This is a genomic window from Ectopseudomonas khazarica (assembly GCF_004521985.1).
Taxonomy (GTDB): Bacteria; Pseudomonadota; Gammaproteobacteria; order Pseudomonadales; family Pseudomonadaceae; genus Aquipseudomonas; species Aquipseudomonas khazarica.
In genome coordinates, this window is record NZ_SBHZ01000004.1 from 70,204 (window position 1) to 88,104 (window position 17,901).

Sequence of the window (17,901 nt, forward strand, 5' to 3'; positions counted from 1 at the left end):
AAGCCAATGGCCAAACGCCAACTCAACCGCCGCCAGAGCTGGCGTATCGAAAAGATTCAGGGCGAGCGCGCCGCCCGTGCGGCCAAGCGCGAGTCACGCGCCGTCGAAGCCCTGGAAGGTGGTGACCTCGGCCCCGAGCAGACGGGCCTGGTGATTGCCCATTTCGGCGTTCAGGTGGAAGTCGAGGGCCTGCAGGATGAACTGGCCGGCCAGATCTTTCGCTGCCACCTGCGAGCCAACCTGCCCGCCCTGGTCACCGGTGATCGGGTGGTGTGGCGCCCCGGCAACCAGGGCGACGGCGTCATCGTCGCGCAACTGCCACGCGACAGCGAGCTGTGCCGCCCCGACATGCGCGGCCAGCTCAAGCCGGTGGCGGCCAACGTCGACCAGATCGTCATCGTCTTCGCACCCATGCCCGAGCCGCACGCCAACCTGATCGACCGCTACCTGGTGGCGGCGGAGCATGCCGGGATACGCCCGCTGCTGCTGTTGAACAAGGCGGACCTGATCGATGAGCAGAACCAGGTCGCGCTGGAGGCACTGCTCAAGGTCTACCGCCAGCTGGAGTACCCGCTGCTCGAGGTGTCGGCGCACCAGGGCGATGGCATGGAGCAGCTGAAAAAGCGCCTCGACGGCCACGTCAGCGTCTTCGTCGGCCAGTCCGGGGTAGGCAAGTCATCGCTGGTCAACGGCCTGCTGCCAGGGGTCGACACCCGCGTCGGCGCTCTCTCGGAGCTGACCGGCAAGGGCACCCACACCACCACCACGGCGCGGCTGTTCCACTTCCCCGGTGGCGGCCAGCTGATCGACTCGCCCGGCATCCGTGAGTTCGGCCTCGGCCATGTCAGCCGGGATGACGTGGAGGCGGGCTTCATCGAGTTCCACGACCTGCTCGGCCGCTGCCGCTTCCGCGACTGCAAGCACGACCGCGAACCCGGCTGCGCGCTGCTCCAGGCCTTGGACGAGGGGCGCATCCAGCCGCAGCGCATGGCGAGCTACCGGCACATCCTCGCCAGCCTGCCCGAAGACGATTACTGACGGTTGAGCTGGTCCAGCGGGCTGTTGCTGCTGTCGAAGATGTTCAACTGCTCACGCAGCTGGTCGGCCGGCAGCGCCTCGCCGGTGTTGCCAGGCGCGCCTTCGGCAGGCGGCTGATCCGGCGTCGCCGGCTCGCCTCCGGCGCCCTGTTCACCTTCGATGTTGCGCTGCGCACGCTTGGTCAGCACAACGATATCGATGCGCCGGTTGACCGGGTTCAGCGGGTCCTCGCGGTCGAACAGCGCCGACGAGGCATAGCCTACTACCCGCGCTACCTGCTCGTCCGGGTAGCCCCCGGCGACCAGGGTACGGCGCGCGGCGTTGGCACGGTTGGCAGACAGCTCCCAGTTGCCGAAATCACCGCGCCCGACGAAGGGCTTGGCATCGGTGTGGCCGCTGACGCTGATCTTGTTCGGCACGGCGCGAATGGTATCGGCCATGGCCAGCAGGATGTCCTCGAAATACGGCTGCAGCTCGGCACTACCGAGGGCGAACATCGGCCGGTTGGCGGCATCCATGATCTGGATGCGCAGGCCGTCCTGGGTGATCTCGAACAGGATCTGGTCCTTGAAGCGCTGCAGCTCGGGGTTTTCCTCGACCTTGTTCTGCAGTTCCTGCAACAGCAGCTCCAGGCGCTCCTGCTCCATCTTGTCGGCCAGGGTCTCGATCTGATCGGTGCTGACACCGGTTTCGTCCGGCTGACTCTCCGGCGTCTCGGAGATGTCCGGGTTGAGCGTTCGCTCGGGGGCCGGCGTCGGCGTACCGCCGAGGTCGATCGCGTAGGGGCTGGCGCTCTCGGTGAAGCCGATGGGGTCCTGAAAGTAACCGGAAATCGCGCGCTTCTGCTCGGGCGTGGCCGAGGACATCAGCCACATCACCAGAAAGAACGCCATCATCGCCGTGGCGAAGTCGGCGAAAGCGATCTTCCAGGCACCGCCATGATGGCCGCCAGCGCTTTTCTTGACGCGCTTGACGATGATGGGTTGGTTGTTTTCCATGGCTTAGTTGCCGCGCATGGCCTGCTCGAGCTCGCTGAAGCTCGGGCGATGGGCCGGGAACAGCACCTTGCGCCCGAACTCTACCGCCAGGGTCGGCGGCATGCCCGAAGCCGACGCCACCAGGGTCGCCTTGATCGCCTCGTAGAGGTTCAGCTCTTCCTTGGCGTCGTGCTCCAGCGCGCCGGACAGCGGGCCGAAGAAGCCGTAGGAAGCCAGAATGCCGAGGAAGGTACCGACCAGGGCCGTCCCCACCTTTTCGCCGATCTGCGCGTTATCCGCCTCGGCGAGAATCGACATGGTGATCACGATACCCAGTACCGCCGCGACGATACCCATGGCCGGCATGCCGTCGGCGACCTTGGCGACCGCATGGGCCGGGTGCTCGACTTCTTCCTTGAGGCTGGCCAGTTCCATGTCGAACAGACCCTCGAGCTCGTGCGGAGCCATGTTGCCGGACGACATGATGCGCAGGTAGTCGCAGATGAACGCGGTCATGCGGGCATCCTTGAGCACCGCGGGATACTTGCTGAAGATCGGGCTGGCATTCGGGTCTTCGACATCCGCCTCGATGGCCATCATCCCCTCGCGCCGGCTCTTGTTGAGGATCTCGTAGAGCAGCTTGAGCACTTCCAGGTAGTAGGTGTGGGTGAAGCGCGAGCCGAACATGCTCAGCGACTTCTTGAACACCGTCATGAACATGCTGCCGGGGTTGGCCTGCAGGAACGCCCCCAGGGCCGCACCACCGATGATGAGCACCTCGAACGGGTGGACCAGTGCCATCAGTTGCCCGCCCGAAAGGACGAACCCACCGAACACGCAGCCGAAGACGACGATGATGCCTATGATTTTTGCCATAAAGGAACGCTTGCAGAGCCAAGAGGATGGGTTATTAAAAACAACCCTTCTAATTATCGGAGCTTATGCGCCAGACTATAGCCAGTTAAGGTCAAAAGCCAGTTCGGCTCAACCCACATGTCGACGCCAAAGCCCCTGCCGCGCACCCTGGACGCCTGGTTGCAACAACTGGCCAAGCTGCCGTTGCCGATCGAACAGCAGCAGCATGTGCGCTTGCGTCGCATCCTGGGCGACAGCCGCCGTACCTGGCGCGAAATTGCCGAAGCCATCGAGTCCAGTCCGTCGTTCGCCCTGCAGGTCCTGCGCGAGGCCAACCAGTCGAACAACAGCCTGAGCGAGCCGGCCGAAAGCGTCGAAACCGCGCTCTCGCGTCTCGGCCTGAGTCGTTGCGAAGCCTTGCTGAGCCAGGCGCCAGCGCTGCCGGAAGACGAGATCCCCCTGGCGTTTCGCCAGATCCTGATGATCAGCCAGCACGCCAGCCAGCAGGCTCGCGGCCTGTTCGGCGCCCGCCTGGCGCGCCTGTGGAACGAGCTGCACGGCTGCAGCCTGCTGTTCCTCGCCCCCCTGTGGCCGTTGCTGTGCGCCCACCCGCAGCTGTTCGAAGCCTGGGAACAGCGCGTGCTGCTGAAAGGCGAACGCCCCAGGGTGGTGGAGAAGGAGCTGCTCGGCGTACCGCTGATACAGCTCTGCGTGCGCCTGGCCGAGCGCTGGCGCCTGCCGGAATGGATCGTGCGCGGCTACCGCCTGCTGGAACGCGATCGCCGCCAGCTGATCAAGGCGCTGCACATCGCACGCGACTATGAACATCCTCTGCACCAGCAACAGATGCTCGACGCGGACACGCCGCTGCGCCACTGGCTGACCCAGCCCAGCAACTGCGTGCTGCTGGCCAACGGCCTGGCCGTCTCCGCCCACCATGCATGGGACACGCCCCACACCCTGCGCTGGCAGCGGCTCACCGGGCTGTACCTGCAACTGCCGCTGAACGAGCTGCAGCAGGAAGTGCATCAGCATGCCGTGAGCAGTGCCCGCCTGCTGCATGACAGTGCATTGTGGCACCCGGCGCAGGCGCTGCTCTGGCCCTGGGACGCGCACCGCCTGAAACCGGCCCGCAGCAGCAGTGCCGCCCCACCCCAGCGCGACGACCTCGCCGCCTGGCGCCAGCAGTGTGCACGCCTGCTCGCCGAACCCAGTGCCTTCGCCAATGTGCCGCAACTGACTGCCTGCGCCCGCGACGCCCTGCAGGCCTGTGGCCTGAAGCGGGTTCTCGTGCTGCTCGCCGACCGCCAGCACAGTCGCCTGCAAACCCAGCAACAGGCCGGGCTGGACGCCAGCGCGGCAACGCTCAGCCTGGATCCCGCACAGAGCCAGGTCCTCAGGCGCCTGCTCAGCGAGCCGGGCCAGCTGCGTCTCACGCCCGCCAACGTCGCCAAGTTCTCCGCGCTGCTGCCGGGCAACCTCAAGGCCCTGTTTCCCAGCGAGCATCTGCTGCTGCGCTCCCTGGCCAGCAACGGCCGGGTGGTCATGCTGCTGGTGGCCGACCAGGGCGGCCAGCCGCTCAACGAGGTCAGCCTGCAGGCGTTCGGCAAGACCGTGCAGTGCATCGAGCGCGCCCTGGGCAGCTTCGCCCGCCGTGGACGCTGACGCCCCTCGGTTTCCGCTACAATCGACCTCTTTTCATTTAGGGACGCTGCCATGTCCGCCTTCGACAACCTGCCTCTGGTGATCGAGCCCGCTGAACTGGAAGCGCGCCTGGACGCGCCCGAGCTGATCCTGCTCGACCTCAGCAGCGCAGCACGCTACGCCAGTGGCCACATACCCGGCGCGCGCTGGGCCGACGCCAAGCGCACGCAGCTGGGCCAGCCGCCGGCACCCGGCCTGCTGCCCGAACGGGCGCAACTCGAAGCGTTGTTCGCCGATATCGGCCATCGCCCGGATGCCACTTACGTGGTCTACGACGACGAAGGCGGCCCCTGGGCCGGGCGCTTCATCTGGCTGCTCGACGTGATCGGCCATGCCCGCCAGCACTTCCTCAACGGCGGCCTGCAGGCCTGGCTCAGCGACGGCCGGTCCCTGAGCCAGACAACCCCCGAGGTCTCGCGTACCCAGGTGTCGCTGACGCTGAGCGACGAACCCACTGCCACCCGCGAATACATCCAGCAGCGCCTGGACGCCGCCGACCTGGCCATCTGGGATGTACGCGGCGCGGATGAATACCACGGCGAGAAACTCAGCTCCGCACGCGGCGGGCACATCCCGGGCGCCACGCACTTCGAATGGACCGCCGCAATGGACCCGCAGCGCGGCATGCGCATCCGCACGGATATCGGCGACGTCCTGCACGATCTCGGCATCACCCCGGACAAGGAAGTGATCACTCACTGCCAGACCCATCGCCGCTCGGGTTTCAGCTACGTGGTCGCCAAGGCGGTGGGTTATCCGCGCGTGAAGGCCTACGCTGGTTCCTGGTCCGAATGGGGCAACCTGCCCGATACACCTGTCGAACGCTGACGCCGTCGACCATCAGTTGTACCCGGCACGGGGATGCCTGCGCCGACTCAGAACCCTCAAGGAAACACGATGAAACAACGTCTCTTCATTCTCAGTCAGTACCTGCTGCCTCATCACCTGCTGTCTCGCCTGATCGGCTACGTTGCCGAATGCCGTATCGGCTGGCTGAAGAACCCGCTGATCTCGTGGTTCGCCAAGCAGTACCAGGTCGACATGAGCGAAGCGCAGGTGGAAGACCTGCGTGCCTTCGAACACTTCAACGCCTTCTTCACCCGTGCGCTGAAAGACGGTGCCCGTCCACTGGACGAGACGGCGGGCGCGATCCTCTGCCCGGCCGACGGCGCGATCAGCCAGCTGGGTGCCATCGAGCATGGTCGTATCTTCCAGGCCAAGGGCCACAGTTTCAGCGCGGTGGAACTGCTCGGTGGCGACACCGAGCGTGCCGCGCCCTTCATGGGCGGTCAGTTCGCGACCGTCTACCTCTCGCCGAAGGACTACCACCGCGTCCATATGCCGCTGGGCGGCACACTGAAGGAAATGGTCTACGTACCGGGGCGCCTGTTCTCGGTGAACCAGACCACGGCCGAGAACGTGCCGGAACTGTTTGCCCGCAACGAACGCGTGGTCTGCCTGTTCGACACCGAGCGCGGCCCGATGGCCGTGGTGCTGGTCGGCGCGATGATCGTCGCCAGCGTCGAGACTGTCTGGGCCGGCCTGGTCACCCCGCCCAAGCGCGAGCTGAAGAGCACCCGCTACGATGCCGAATCCCGCGGCCCGATCGAACTGGCCAAGGGCGCGGAAATGGGCCGTTTCAAGCTGGGTTCCACCGCCATCGTGCTGTTCGGCCCGGAGCAGATGAAATGGGCCGAAGAGCTGAGCGCCGGCAGCGCAGTGCGCATGGGGCAGGCGCTGGGCCATGCCCTGGACTGAAATCCGCACGAACTGAACCCGCATGTCGACCCTTTGGTCATAAATCCGTAGGCTGCCGAGGCAGACCGTCCTTGAGGACGGCTGCCAGCGCAGCCAGATGCTGCTAGAGTTCGAAAGACTATTACTAGAGCCGCTTGTCATCGTGTGGCCGGAGTATCCGAGTTCGATGGATAGACAGAGTCCCCACCTTCAGTTGTTGCGCGTCCCCACACCGAGCAAGCAAAGCCTCAGCTTCTGCGACGGCACTCCTCGCGACCTCAAGCGCTGGATTGCCGCACTGCCCAAGGCGAACATCGGTGAGACCGCGCGCCAGCTGTATCAGAGCCTGGTGGAACTCAATCAACTGGTCACGCCATCGGACAACCGCCTGCAACTGCTGGAAATGCTGCGCCCGGAAGTGAGCTTCGTCTGCCAGCACCTGGAGCGCCACTTCCTCAACCAGGCCATCGTCCTCGACGAACGTCCGCGCAAGGTCGCCAACCTCTGCCAGGCCCTGCAGAACCACCTCGCCGTCGGCTACAAGCTGATCATTTCCCGCGTCCTCGAGCGCACCGGCAAGGACCGCGACCAGTTGCTCGCGGTCGCCCTGCAGCGTGCCAGCCACAGCCTTTGCAGCCCGTTGATTCGCGCCAGCCAGCTGTACTGCCCGGTGCCGGAAGGGCTCTGGCTGGAGCTGCATCAGCTCTATCAGATCGCCGTCGAACAGCGCCTGCAGCGCCAGGTCATCCGCGATCCGCTGGCCCGTCACACCCAGGGTCTGAGCACCGAGCAGACCTACGTGACCGCGCTGCTGCTCGGCTGCGCACGCACCAACCAGATGCGCCAGAACGGCATCGCCCGCCTGGCCGAAGCGCTGGAACCCTGGAGCGCCCTGGTCAAGCTGCAGGCGGGTGATCACCCTGACAGCCTGTTCGTCCTCGCCCCACAGGTCGACGGGCCGCCGCGTTACAAGTCCCTGTACCAGAGCGGTGAACTGCACAACCTGCTGGGCATCGACACGCAGCCGCTGGTCGATGCGATCAAGGATCATCTGGAACTGCCGGAAGAGGAGCGCGGCCAGTCGCGCCTGGCGATTCCCGACGGCATCAGCCTGGACCTGCTGCAGCATGTCGCGGCCGCCTGGGGAGACATCGCCGAACGCACCTTCCAGCGCACGCCGGGCCAGGGCAATCTGACCCTGTGCATCGGCATGACGGCGCTGCACTTCTTCCTCGCTGGCCGCCGCTCCTTCGCCGACGTGCTCAAGCGCCCGGTCGAACTCGGCGCCGCAGTGTTCAAGCCGACCACCGGCGAACCGGACGTCTGGTCCAACGCATTCGACGCGCAGCGCAACGCGGTGGACGACATCCACTTCGAGGAAATCCAGTACACCAAGGTCACGCCCGGCGAGCAGGCACAGCCCGAGAACAGCGGCGAGACCTACCCGACCTACCCGCTGGCCATCGTCAACCACAGTCCGGGCGGCTATTGCCTATCCTGGCCCAAGGACGTGCCCAGCCAGCTGCAGGCCGGCGAGCTGCTGGGCGTGCAGGACAGCCCGAGCCAGGGCTGGAGCGTGGCGATCGTGCGCTGGATTCGCCAGGTCCGGGGCGGCGGCACGCAGATGGGCATCGAGCTGATCGCCCCGCATGCCCGCCCTTGCGGCCTGCAACTGCTGCGCAAGGCCGAGCAGAACAGCCAGTACCTGCGTGCGCTGCTGCTGCCGGAAATCAGCGCCATCTCGCGCCCGGCCAGCCTGATCACGCCACGCCTGCCCTTCCAGGAAGGCAGCAAGGTGCTGATCAACGACCATGGCGAGGAGCATCGTGCGGTGCTGACGCGCAAACAGGTCAGCACCGGCAGTTTCAGCCAGTTCGAATATCGCCGTGTCGGTGAGGAAGAGGGCGCGGCCGGGACGCCGGTCACAGCCTCGCAAAGCCAGAAGCCTGCTGGGGAGGAAGATTTTGACTCGCTCTGGAAGTCGCTGTAGGCTCCGACCCACTCACCATTTGTCGCCTTTTCGCGCCCGTTCGGCGCGGTATTGACCCTTCTATGGCCATCGAAAAAAAAACCATCCGCCTGCTGATTCTCGAGGATTCGCAGAACGAAGCCGAGCGCCTGGTCAGTCTGTTCCGCAATGCCGGACACGCGACGCGTGTCCATCGCCTGACCTCCAGCGAAGACCTCGCTGAAGCCCTGCAGCACACCTGGGACCTGCTCATCTGTGCACCGAGCAGCGAACGCCTCGACCCGAGCGAGGCGATTGGCGCCATCCGCCGCCAGGCCAAGGACATCCCCGTGGTGCAACTGGTCGACGGCAACGACTCCGAGACCATCACCGAGGCCCTGCTGTTCGGCGCTCAGGATGCCTTGCCGCAAGGCGAGGATGAACGCCTGGTCCTGGTAGCCAAGCGCGAGCTGGCCAACCTCGAGGAACGCCGCGCCCGTCGCGCCGCCGAAGTGGCCCTGCGTGAGGCGGAAAAACGCTGCCAGCTGCTGCTGGAGAGTTCGGTAGACGCCATTACCTACGTGCACGACGGCATGCACATCTATGCCAACCGCGCCTACCTGGAGCTGTTCCGCTACGAAGATGGCGACGAGCTCGAAGGCATGCCGATGATCGACCTGATCGCCAGTGCCGATCAGAGTGCCTTCAAGGACTTCCTGAAGAACTACCAGAGCGCCGAGGGCGACGCCGAGCTGAGCTGCCAGGGCATGCGTGCTGACGGCAGCGGCTTCGCCGCCCAGATGAGCTTCTCGCCGGCCACCTACGACGGCGAGCCGTGCATCCAGGTGGTCATCCGCGCGGAAACCTCGAATGCCGAACTGGAAGAAAAGCTGCGCGAAATCAGCAGCCAGGATCTGGTGACCGGCCTGTTCAACCGCAACCATTTCCTCGAGCTGATGGATGGCGCCGCCGAGCGTGCCGTCAGCACTGGCCAGCCGTCGACGCTCGCCTACATCCGCGTCGACCGCTACGCCGGCATGCAGGGCGAGATCGGCCTGGCCGGCATCGACCTGCTGCTGACCGACCTGGCCGGCCTGCTGCGCGCGTACTTCCCAGCGGACACCCAGCTGGCCCGCTTTGGCGACGACGTGTTCACGGCGCTGCTGCCGGGCCAGTCCCCCGAGCAATGCGAGGCCAGCCTCAGCGCCCTGCTGAAGAAGATCGAGGGGCACCTGTTCGATGTCAGCGGGCGCACCGCCCAGACCACGCTGTCGATCGGCGTCGCCGGCCTCAGCGAGAAGACCGCCAAGGCCCAGGTAGTCATCGATCGTGCCCACCGCTGCGCGGACGAGCTGGCCGATGGCAACGCCATCAAGCTGTTCAACCCGGCTGCCGAGCTGGCTGCCGCGGCCAATCGCGGCAACCTGCTGGCGATGGTGCAGCAGGCGCTGGAGAACAACAGCTTCCGCCTGCTGTTCCAGCCGATCATCAGCCTGCGCGGCGACGCCCACGAGCACTACGAAGTCCTGCTGCGCCTGCTCAACCCGCAAGGCGAGGAGGTCCCGCCGACGCAGTTCCTGACCGCTGCCAGGGATGCCGGGCTGGGTGAAAAGATCGACCGCTGGGTGATCCTCAACTCGATCAAGCTGCTTGCCGATCACCGCTCGAAAGGCCACAACACCCGCCTGTTCGTGCACCTGTCCAGCTCCAGCCTGCAGGATCAGACCCTGCTGCCCTGGCTCAGCGTGGCGCTCAAGGCCGCTCGCCTGCCGTCCGACTCGCTGGTGTTCCAGTTCAGCGAGCCTGATGCCATCGCTTACCTGAAGCAGGCCAAGGCACTGACCCACGGGCTCGCGGAGCTACACTGCAAGGTCGCCCTGAGCCAGTTCGGCTGTGCGCTGAACCCGTTCAACACGCTCAAGCACCTGCAGGTGGACTTCGTCAAAGTCGACGGCTCCTTCTCCCAGGACCTGAACAACGCCGACAACCAGGAAGCCCTCAAGACCCTGCTCAGCAGCCTGCACGCCCAGGCCAAGCTGACCATCGTGCCCTTCGTCGAGAGCGCCAGCGTGCTGGCCACCTTGTGGCAGGCCGGGGTCAACTTCATCCAGGGTTACTACCTGCAGGGCCCGAGCCAGTCGATGGACTACGACTTCTCGGCCGGCGACGAATAAGAGCAGTTGCAAGCTTCAAGCAAGAAGCCAGGGCACACAGCGATCAGCTTTGAACTTGAAGCTTGCGGCTTGTAACTGCTTTATTCCTGCCCCTCGCGATCACGGAAGCCCAGCAGGTAAAGAATGCCGTCCAGACCGAGCGTGGAGATCGCCTGCTTGGCCGACTGCTTGACCAGCGGCTTGGCCCGGAAGGCCACGCCGAGCCCGGCCAGGCCGAGCATCGGCAGGTCATTGGCGCCATCGCCGACGGCGATGGTCTGCTCCAGCTGCAGACCTTCCTTCTGCGCCAGCTCACGCAGCAGGTCCGCCTTGCGCTGGGCATCGACGATGGGCTCGACGGCCACACCGGTCACCTTGCCGTTCTCGATCTGCAGTTCGTTGGCGAACACGTAGTCGATGCCGAGCTTGGCTTGCAGCTGGCGGGCGAAGTAAGTGAAACCACCGGAGAGAATCGCCGTCTTGTAGCCCAGGCGCTTGAGCTCGGCGAACAGCACTTCGGCACCTTCGGTCAGGCGCAGCGAGGCGCCGATCTCTTCCAGCACATCCTCGGACAGGCCCTGCAGCAGGCTCAGGCGCTCCTTGAAGCTGGCACGGAAATCCAGCTCGCCGCGCATCGCCCGCTCGGTGATCTCGGCGACCTGCTCACCGACCCCGGCCGCCTTGGCCAGTTCGTCGATGACCTCGGCCTCGATCAGCGTCGAGTCCATGTCGAACACCGCCAGGCGACGGTTACGGCGGAACACCGAGTCGCGCTGGAAGGCGATGTCGACGTTGAGCGCCTGCGCCACGCTGAGGAACTCGGCACGCAGCGCGACGGGGTCGGCCGGCTCGCCACGCACGGAGAATTCGATGCAGCCCTTGCCCTGCTCGGCGGGCATGTCCAGCGGCATGCGCCCGGACAGGCGATCGATGTGATCGATGTTCAACCCGTACTTGGCGGTGATTGCACTGACCCGCTGCAACTGCTCGGCGCTGACCTTACGCGTCAGCAGGGTGACGATATGGCGGGCCTTGCCCTGGCCACCGACCCACTGCCGATAGTCCTCTTCGGAAACCGGGGTGAAACGCACCTGCTGCTCAAGCTCGTAGGCGGTGAACAGCAGGTCCTTGAGCACGGCCTGGGAACGGCCGTTGTCCGGAATCTCGATGAGGATGCCGAACGACAGGGTGTCATGGATCACCGCCTGGCCGATATCGAGGATATTCACCCCGCCCTGGGCCAGTACGCCGGTGATGGCGGCGGTGAGTCCGGGGCGATCCTCGCCGGTGATGTTGATCAGGACGATCTCGCGCAAGACGCACCCTCCAAGGCAGACGATTGAGGCGGGCCAGTGACGAATGAGCCACCGACCGACGAAAAGGCGCACATTCTACCCAGTTTCCTGCCGATCCGGGCAGCCGCGCGCTTTGCCCGCCCCAGGCCGCTCGCTATACTGCGCGGCATCTTCAGTCGACAAGAGCCGAGCTCTGTGAACCGGCCCGCGCCCGTCAAGCCCGACAATTTCTTCATCATGATCTTCCACGCGCTGCGCCAGCGGCGGGTGCCTCTGGTGCTGCGCATCGCCAGCCACAGCCTGCTGCTGGTAGCGCTGGCGATGCTCATCTATGCCTGGGTCATGGGCATGCAGTTCAAGCAGGCCATGCAGCAGCAGGCCGACGCCCTGGGCCAGAGCCTGATCACCCAGACCGCCGCCTCCGCCACCGAGCTGCTGGTGTCCAACGACATCCTCAGCCTCAACGTGCTGCTCAACAACCTGGCGAAGAACCCGCTGGTGGCCCATGCGGCCATCTACAGCGTGGACAACCGCATCCTCGCCGAGTCCGGCACCCGCCCGACCCGCAGCATGCTGGGCGAAAGCGACGGCCTGTACTCCACGCAGATCACCTTCCAGGAAGTGATCGCCGGGCAGTTGCGCATCAGCCTGGACATGCGCCAGTTCCAGCAACCGATGACCATCAGCCTGCAGAGCATGGGCATTCTCAGCCTGATCCTGCTGGCCCTGACCCTGTCGCTGAGCATGCGCCTCGGTCGGCATATCTCCACGCCGCTGCTGCAGCTGCGGCTCTGGCTGCGCGACCCGGACGACCCGGCACCAGGCGCGGGGCGCAATGACGAGATCGGTGACCTGGCGCGCCAGCTGCAGGCGCGCCTGGTACCGGAAAAGCCCGAACCCGAGCCGGAAGAGTTGGAAGAGCTGGAAGACGACGCCCTGCTTGAGGCCGACGACTACCCGCAGGAAAGCGACGACGTCGACGTCGAGCAGGAAGCGCAGCCGCTGGCGGAGCACGGCATCGACGCAGACGCAGCCGATGATGACGACGAGGCCCTCAAGCCCTGGCCCGATTCGATCGAACCGGAGGACCCTTTCGCCGACCTGCGTGACGAAGCGGACGACAGTGCGCCCAGCGCCCCGCCCCAGCCGCAGCGCCAGGCACAGGCCAGCGCCGTGCTGGCCATCCAGCTCGGCGCCCAGGAACAGCTGCGACGCCTGCCGCGCACACGCCTGCTGGACCTGCTGGAGCGCTACCGCGCCTGTCTGGAACAGGCCTCCGCGCTGTACCAGGGGCAACTGCACACGCTCAAGGACGGCAGCAGCCTGATGCTGTTCCACGAGCGCGAGTGCGGCGAGGACTACCTGACCCACGCCATCTGCTGCGGCGAGCTGATGCGCGCCCTCGGCCACGCCCTGCAGATCGAGGTGGCCGACAGCGGCATCACCCTGCAACTGCAGCTGGGCCTGACCCTCGGCAGCGACCTGGAAGCACTCGGCCAGGCCGAACTGCTGCTCAGCGACAGCGCCCTGGACGCCCTCGCCCTGTCGCAACACAGCCGCAACCTGCTGCTGGTCGAGCAACGGGTCGCACAGGACAGCCTGGCCCGCCAGCGTGCACGCATTCGACCGATCGCCAGCCCCGAGGGTGCGAGCTGCGTCGAACGCCTGCTCGACCCCTATCCGGCCCTGCTGGAAAGACAGCTGACGCGCATGCACGAAAGCCGGGCGCACTGACGCCCGGTATCGGCCTAGGCGCTGACCTGGGCCCGCCGCTGCGGCGTCGGCACTCCGTAGCGCTGCAGCCAGTCCTTCCAGCGCACGCGCTCGTCACGCACCAGCCAGCCGTCCTGCTCGGCGAAGCTTTCCGACAGCCACAGCCCTCGCGTGCTGACCGCCTGCAGCTCGCCCTTGCGCAGGGTGAACAGACCGCCACTGGGCGCCCCCTGATGCAGGGCCAGCAAGTAGATATCCGGGCGCCGACGCTCCAGGCGGGCGACCAGGCGCCCATCCTCCAGGCACTCATCGACATGGAACAGGCTCAGCTGCCGGACGTCGCGCGGCAGCTCCAGGCTCATGTCATAGACCAGTTGCAGGGACGCGGTGGGCAGATGCACATAGGCACGCGGGCGCTCCAGCAAGGTCAGGTTGCCGCACTGCACCGGCCGCGCCGCCCCTGACAGCGGGCTGAGGCGAAAGTGGCTGGCCTCGCGGTAGCGCAGGGCGCCCTGGTAGGGCGTCGGCAGCCAGGTATCGGCAAAGCGCCCGGCCAGCCAGCCCTCGGCACTTTCCAGCAGGCACTCCTCGGCGACTTCCTGGATGGCGGTGAGTAGCGGCAGGTTCAGTTCGTGCGCGGGTACGTAGCCGGAGATCAGCTTGAGCACGGTGTCGCCACGATCCGGGCGACGCTGGCGCACCAGCAACCAGTAGTCGCGCCCATGCAGGCGCAGGGTCAGACGTACCGACACACCGAGATTGGCCAGCTCCACGGCGAAGCGCGAGCTGTCGGCCACCTCGACCGGGCGGCGGCGTTCCAGCATCTGCTGGAAGTTCAGGGGCACGCCCAGGCTCTGATAACGCAGGCCATCGGCCGTGGCCTCGACGAACAATGGCAGCGTCTTGAAGTTACTCGGGTCCTTGCGGATCAGCGTACGCGACATCTCGACTCCTTGTTCCGGCTTGGCGCGGATGCGACCGGGCAGCCGCCCTCCACACGAGGATCAGGGTGAAACGAAACCGCTCAAGGCTGCCCCAAGGCCGGCGCCGAACACAAGCCCGGCCTGTAAGAGGACGTGACCGCAGCCGCTCAGCGCAGGCCCTGCAACACGGCGGCGACGGTGGCCACGTTGGCGGCCAGGTGCGCCGGCGTGATGGTGCCGACGATGGCGCTGCCGACGCCCGGGTGCGCGAAGATCAGCTCGAAACTGGCGCGCACCGGATCGACCCCCTCGGCCAGGCAGGCATGGCCGCTGGCCAGAGCCTTCTTGATCAGAATGCCCTTGGCGTGAGTGGCAGCGTAGTCCAGCACCGGCTTTTCGCCCTGCTCGCTCAGGTTGTAGGTGACCATGGCGCAGTCACCCTCTTCCAGCGCCAGCAGGCCCCCCTCGACGGTCTTGCCGGAAATCCCGTAGCCGAGGATCTTGCCCTCGCGCTTGAGCGCCGCCAGCGTGTCGTACACCCCGGTGTCACGCAGTACCGCCAGGTCGTTACCATCGGAGTGCACCAGCAGCAGGTCGATACGATCGGTCTCCAGGCGCTTGAGGCTGCGCTCCACCGAGAGGCGGGTATGCGCGGCGGAGAAGTCGAAGCGCGACTGCCCCTGCTCGAACTCTTCGCCGGTCTTGCTGACGATCACCCACTCGTCGCGCTGGCCACGCAGCAGCGGGCCGAGACGCTGCTCGCTGACACCATAGGCCGGCGCGGTATCGATCAGGTTGATACCCAGTTCACGCGCCTGGCGCAGCAAGGCGCTCGCCTGCGCGTCATCGGGGATGGTGAAGCCATTGGGGTACTTCACCCCCTGGTCGCGCCCGAGCTTGACCGTGCCCAGCCCCAGCGGCGATACGTGCAGGCCGGTAGAGCCCAGCGGGCGATGCAGATCGTGCAGGGTGGCGCTCATGGCAGCAGCGTCTCCCATACCGGCTGCCCCAGTGCCGGGCGTGGCAGATCGGGCAACGACCCATGATGCGCCGGCGTCACCCCGTCGCGCTGTAGCGTCGCCAGCACCCGGTCGGCGAAGTCCGGCGCCAGCGCCAGCTTGGTCGGCCAGCCCACCAGCAGGTTCTGCTGTTCGGCGAGAAAGGCATTGTCCGGGCGCACCAGCCCCGATTGCGCGGGCTCGGCGCGGTCCACGCGCAAGGTCGCCCAACGCGTCTGGCTCTGGTCCACCCAGGGCAGCAGCGCCGCCATCTCCTTCTGCGCCGCCGCGACCTGCGCGCCTTCGTCGCGCGCCACGCCGTCGGCCTCGGCCAGGTCGCCACCGAGGTACCAGACCCATTGGCCATCGGCCGCCGGATGGGTGGTGACGGTGACGCGCGGCTTCGGTCCGCCGCCGAGACAATGGGCATACAGCGGCTTCAGCGCCGGCCCCTTGGCCAGCACCATGTGCAGCGGCCGCAGCTGCTGAGCCGGCTGCTCGATGCCCAGGGCCGCGAGCAATTCGGCATTGCCGGCCCCGGCACTGAGCACCACGCGCTGGGCGCGAATCTCGCGGCCATCGACGATCAGCCCGCACAGTTCATCGCCGTCACGCAGCGGCTCGACCTGCCGGCCAGCCAGCAGTCCATCGCCGGCCAGCTCGGCCAGGCGGGCGATCAGGCTGGGCACATCGAGCACCAGCTCGGCGAGCCGATAGACCTTGCCCTTGAACTTCGGGTGCTGCAGCGCCGGCGGCAACTGCTCGCCCTTGACCTGGTCGACGCGCCCGCGCACCGCCTTGCTGGCGAAGAAGCTGGTGAGGTTGCCGGCCAGGGTGCCCGGCGACCACAGGTAATGAGCGTCGGAAAGGATACGCACGCCGGACAGGTCCAGCTCGCCAGCGCCGGCCAGCGCCTCGCGCCAGCGTCGCGGCATGTCGGCGATGGCTTCGGAAGCACCGGTCAGCGCGCCGTGCAGGGCGTACTTGGCGCCACCGTGGATGATGCCCTGCGACTTCAGACTCTGCCCGCCGCCCAGGCTGCCGCACTCCACCAGAACGGTGGCGAAGCCCTGGCGACGCAGGCGTGCATTGAGCCAGAGGCCGGCGATACCACCGCCGACGATCAGGACATCGGTGCTGAGAGACTGGGACATGAACGGGCCTCGGCAAAAAACAGGCGCGCAGTATAACCCGCCTGCCCTCGCGCCCGTCGGCCGATCAGTGCCCGGTCGACTGGGAGAACAGCTGGATCACCACCACGCCGCTGACGATCAGGCCCATGCCCAGCATGGCCGGCAGATCGGGTTTCTGCTGGTAGATGAAGGCGGCGGCGATGCTCACCAGCACGATGCCCAGGCCGGCCCAGATGGCATAGGCAATGCCCACCGGGATGGTGCGCACCACCAGCGTCAGCATCCAGAACGCGATGCCATAGCCGCCCACCACCAGCAACAGCGGCAGCGGCTTGTTGAAGCCTTCGATGGCCTTCATCGAGGTGGTGGCGAGCACTTCGGCGGCAATGGCAATGGCCAGGTAGAAGTATCCGGGCATGATGGCGACTCCTGAAAGAATGCCCGGGATTCTAAGGACTTCGACGATGGGATAAAGTCATTACCTATCAACGTAACAGATAGGTTGACCATGAACTGGAACCTCGACCAGCTCCATCTGTTCGTCCGCACGGCGGAAAGCCGCTCGTTCTCGGCGGTGGCACGGGAAACCGGGCGCGCCCAGTCCGCCGTGAGCACGGCGATCGCCCTGCTCGAAAGCGACCTCGGCGTGACCCTGTTCGAGCGCAGCAGCGGGCGGCAGCCACGCCTGACCGAGGCCGGCAGCGCCCTGCTGGAAGAGGCGCGCAGCGTGCTGCAGCAATGCGAGCGCCTGGATGGTCGCGCACTCGGCCTGGCCCGGGGGCAGGAGGCACGCCTGCGCCTGGCGCAGGACGAGGCCATGCCCTACCAGCCGGTGCTGGCCAGCCTGGAGGCCCTGGCCGAGGCCTTCCCGCTACTGGAGGTACAGCTCGCCAGCGGCGCACAGGGCGACGTGGCGCGCAAGCTGCTGCAGCGTCAGGCGGACCTTGGCCTGCTGTTTCACCATGAGCAGATGCCACGCGAGCTGGAGAGTCAGCACCTGGGCAGCATCGAGATGGTCACCGTGTGCAGCCCGCACCACCCCCTGGCCAGGCTCGCCAGCGTGGAGCGCCGCGATCTCGCCGAGCATCGCCAGCTGCTGATGACGCCCCAGGACAGTCACTATCCCGGCGGCGAGCAGATCAGCCCGCTGGTGTGGCGCGCCGACAGCTTCTACGCGATGGCCGAGCTGGTGGTTCGCGGCCTTGGCTGGGCCTGGCTGCCGCGTCACGTGGCGCAGTATCCGACCTACCAGGGCCACCTGCAGGAACTGCGCAGCGACTGGGCGCCGTTGCCACTGGTGGTGGAGCTGGTCCGCCGCCGCGACGGCGCGCTCGGCCCCGCCGCCAACTGGCTGGCGGACTGCCTGGCACGCGAGCTGTTGCGCCCACCGGCATGATCGCCCTTCCAGCACCCGGCCGGCAGCGATA

The 17,901-nt window shown here is 66.5% G+C and carries 15 protein-coding genes; 8 read left to right on the forward strand and 7 right to left on the reverse strand.

The genetic code is table 11. From position 1 onward, the window contains the following. Positions 1 to 6 precede the first annotated feature (6 nt). Positions 7 to 1,038, forward strand: coding sequence for a small ribosomal subunit biogenesis GTPase RsgA (gene rsgA, locus EPK82_RS05985; protein ID WP_047590171.1), 1,032 nt, complete (start codon positions 7 to 9; stop codon positions 1,036 to 1,038). On the opposite strand, the gene motB is transcribed toward rsgA, so the two are convergent. Both motB and motA read right to left on the reverse strand, forming a co-directional pair. Beyond that, a complete protein-coding gene (gene motB, locus EPK82_RS05990; RefSeq protein WP_037054841.1) occupies positions 1,032 to 2,036 on the reverse strand; it encodes a flagellar motor protein MotB in 1,005 nt (334 codons plus the stop codon). The two genes, rsgA and motB, sit on opposite strands and share 7 nt — an antisense overlap. Before the next feature lie 3 nt (positions 2,037 to 2,039). Further along, complete coding sequence (motA, locus tag EPK82_RS05995) at positions 2,040 to 2,891, reverse strand: flagellar motor stator protein MotA (protein ID WP_047590174.1); 852 nt, start codon at positions 2,889 to 2,891, stop codon at positions 2,040 to 2,042. Positions 2,892 to 3,008: 117 nt separating this feature from the next. Here motA and EPK82_RS06000 point away from each other — a divergent pair, with 117 nt between their 5' ends. The 5 genes from EPK82_RS06000 to EPK82_RS06020 all read left to right on the forward strand — a co-directional run bounded on the left by EPK82_RS06000 (position 3,009) and on the right by EPK82_RS06020 (position 10,433). Further along, positions 3,009 to 4,535 (forward strand): HDOD domain-containing protein, encoded by a 1,527-nt coding sequence (locus tag EPK82_RS06000; protein WP_134676030.1) that lies wholly within the window; start codon positions 3,009 to 3,011, stop codon positions 4,533 to 4,535. A gap of 51 nt (positions 4,536 to 4,586) precedes the next feature. Further along, positions 4,587 to 5,402, forward strand: coding sequence for a rhodanese-like domain-containing protein (locus EPK82_RS06005; protein WP_134676031.1), 816 nt, complete (start codon positions 4,587 to 4,589; stop codon positions 5,400 to 5,402). Between the two features lie 69 nt (positions 5,403 to 5,471). Continuing rightward, positions 5,472 to 6,332, forward strand: coding sequence for an archaetidylserine decarboxylase (gene asd, locus EPK82_RS06010; protein ID WP_037054849.1), 861 nt, complete (start codon positions 5,472 to 5,474; stop codon positions 6,330 to 6,332). A 166-nt stretch (positions 6,333 to 6,498) separates the two neighbouring features. Continuing rightward, complete coding sequence (locus EPK82_RS06015) at positions 6,499 to 8,301, forward strand: molecular chaperone (protein ID WP_134676032.1); 1,803 nt, start codon at positions 6,499 to 6,501, stop codon at positions 8,299 to 8,301. A gap of 62 nt (positions 8,302 to 8,363) precedes the next feature. Then, the gene (locus tag EPK82_RS06020; protein WP_037054852.1) at positions 8,364 to 10,433 is read left to right on the forward strand and encodes an EAL domain-containing response regulator; all 2,070 of its coding nucleotides are present in this window, start codon (positions 8,364 to 8,366) and stop codon (positions 10,431 to 10,433) included. A gap of 80 nt (positions 10,434 to 10,513) precedes the next feature. Here EPK82_RS06020 and serB read toward each other — a convergent pair whose 3' ends face one another. After that, positions 10,514 to 11,728 carry a phosphoserine phosphatase SerB gene (gene serB, locus EPK82_RS06025; protein ID WP_047590188.1) on the reverse strand — a complete coding sequence of 405 codons (1,215 nt, stop codon included), beginning with the start codon at positions 11,726 to 11,728 and terminating at the stop codon, positions 10,514 to 10,516. 174 nt (positions 11,729 to 11,902) lie between these two features. Here serB and EPK82_RS06030 point away from each other — a divergent pair, with 174 nt between their 5' ends. After that, complete coding sequence (locus EPK82_RS06030; protein WP_134676033.1) at positions 11,903 to 13,441, forward strand: AhpA/YtjB family protein; 1,539 nt, start codon at positions 11,903 to 11,905, stop codon at positions 13,439 to 13,441. A gap of 14 nt (positions 13,442 to 13,455) precedes the next feature. Here EPK82_RS06030 and EPK82_RS06035 read toward each other — a convergent pair whose 3' ends face one another. The 4 genes from EPK82_RS06035 to EPK82_RS06050 form a co-directional block, all read right to left on the reverse strand. Continuing rightward, positions 13,456 to 14,364, reverse strand: coding sequence for a metal ABC transporter ATPase (locus EPK82_RS06035; protein ID WP_134676034.1), 909 nt, complete (start codon positions 14,362 to 14,364; stop codon positions 13,456 to 13,458). 146 nt (positions 14,365 to 14,510) lie between these two features. Next, complete coding sequence (locus EPK82_RS06040) at positions 14,511 to 15,323, reverse strand: aldo/keto reductase (RefSeq protein WP_134676035.1); 813 nt, start codon at positions 15,321 to 15,323, stop codon at positions 14,511 to 14,513. Then, complete coding sequence (locus EPK82_RS06045; protein ID WP_134676036.1) at positions 15,320 to 16,495, reverse strand: NAD(P)/FAD-dependent oxidoreductase; 1,176 nt, start codon at positions 16,493 to 16,495, stop codon at positions 15,320 to 15,322. Before EPK82_RS06045 ends, EPK82_RS06040 begins: the two co-directional genes overlap by 4 nt. Before the next feature lie 64 nt (positions 16,496 to 16,559). Beyond that, positions 16,560 to 16,892 (reverse strand): DMT family transporter, encoded by a 333-nt coding sequence (locus EPK82_RS06050; protein ID WP_037054862.1) that lies wholly within the window; start codon positions 16,890 to 16,892, stop codon positions 16,560 to 16,562. Between the two features lie 90 nt (positions 16,893 to 16,982). On the opposite strand from EPK82_RS06050, the gene EPK82_RS06055 reads away from it, so the two are divergent. Beyond that, complete coding sequence (locus EPK82_RS06055; RefSeq protein WP_134676037.1) at positions 16,983 to 17,870, forward strand: LysR family transcriptional regulator; 888 nt, start codon at positions 16,983 to 16,985, stop codon at positions 17,868 to 17,870. Positions 17,871 to 17,901: the final 31 nt, after the last annotated feature.

Coding starts and splice junctions, on each gene's coding strand:
- EPK82_RS06045 (WP_134676036.1), bottom strand. CDS start 16,495: ATGTCCCAGTCTCTCAGCACCGATGTCCTGATCGTCGGCGGTGGTATC.
- EPK82_RS06005 (WP_134676031.1), top strand. CDS start 4,587: ATGTCCGCCTTCGACAACCTGCCTCTGGTGATCGAGCCCGCTGAACTG.
- motA (WP_047590174.1), bottom strand. CDS start 2,891: ATGGCAAAAATCATAGGCATCATCGTCGTCTTCGGCTGCGTGTTCGGT.
- asd (WP_037054849.1), top strand. CDS start 5,472: ATGAAACAACGTCTCTTCATTCTCAGTCAGTACCTGCTGCCTCATCAC.
- motB (WP_037054841.1), bottom strand. CDS start 2,036: ATGGAAAACAACCAACCCATCATCGTCAAGCGCGTCAAGAAAAGCGCT.
- EPK82_RS06020 (WP_037054852.1), top strand. CDS start 8,364: ATGGCCATCGAAAAAAAAACCATCCGCCTGCTGATTCTCGAGGATTCG.
- EPK82_RS06035 (WP_134676034.1), bottom strand. CDS start 14,364: ATGTCGCGTACGCTGATCCGCAAGGACCCGAGTAACTTCAAGACGCTG.
- EPK82_RS06000 (WP_134676030.1), top strand. CDS start 3,009: ATGTCGACGCCAAAGCCCCTGCCGCGCACCCTGGACGCCTGGTTGCAA.
- EPK82_RS06015 (WP_134676032.1), top strand. CDS start 6,499: ATGGATAGACAGAGTCCCCACCTTCAGTTGTTGCGCGTCCCCACACCG.
- EPK82_RS06050 (WP_037054862.1), bottom strand. CDS start 16,892: ATGCCCGGATACTTCTACCTGGCCATTGCCATTGCCGCCGAAGTGCTC.
- rsgA (WP_047590171.1), top strand. CDS start 7: ATGGCCAAACGCCAACTCAACCGCCGCCAGAGCTGGCGTATCGAAAAG.
- EPK82_RS06040 (WP_134676035.1), bottom strand. CDS start 15,323: ATGAGCGCCACCCTGCACGATCTGCATCGCCCGCTGGGCTCTACCGGC.
- EPK82_RS06055 (WP_134676037.1), top strand. CDS start 16,983: ATGAACTGGAACCTCGACCAGCTCCATCTGTTCGTCCGCACGGCGGAA.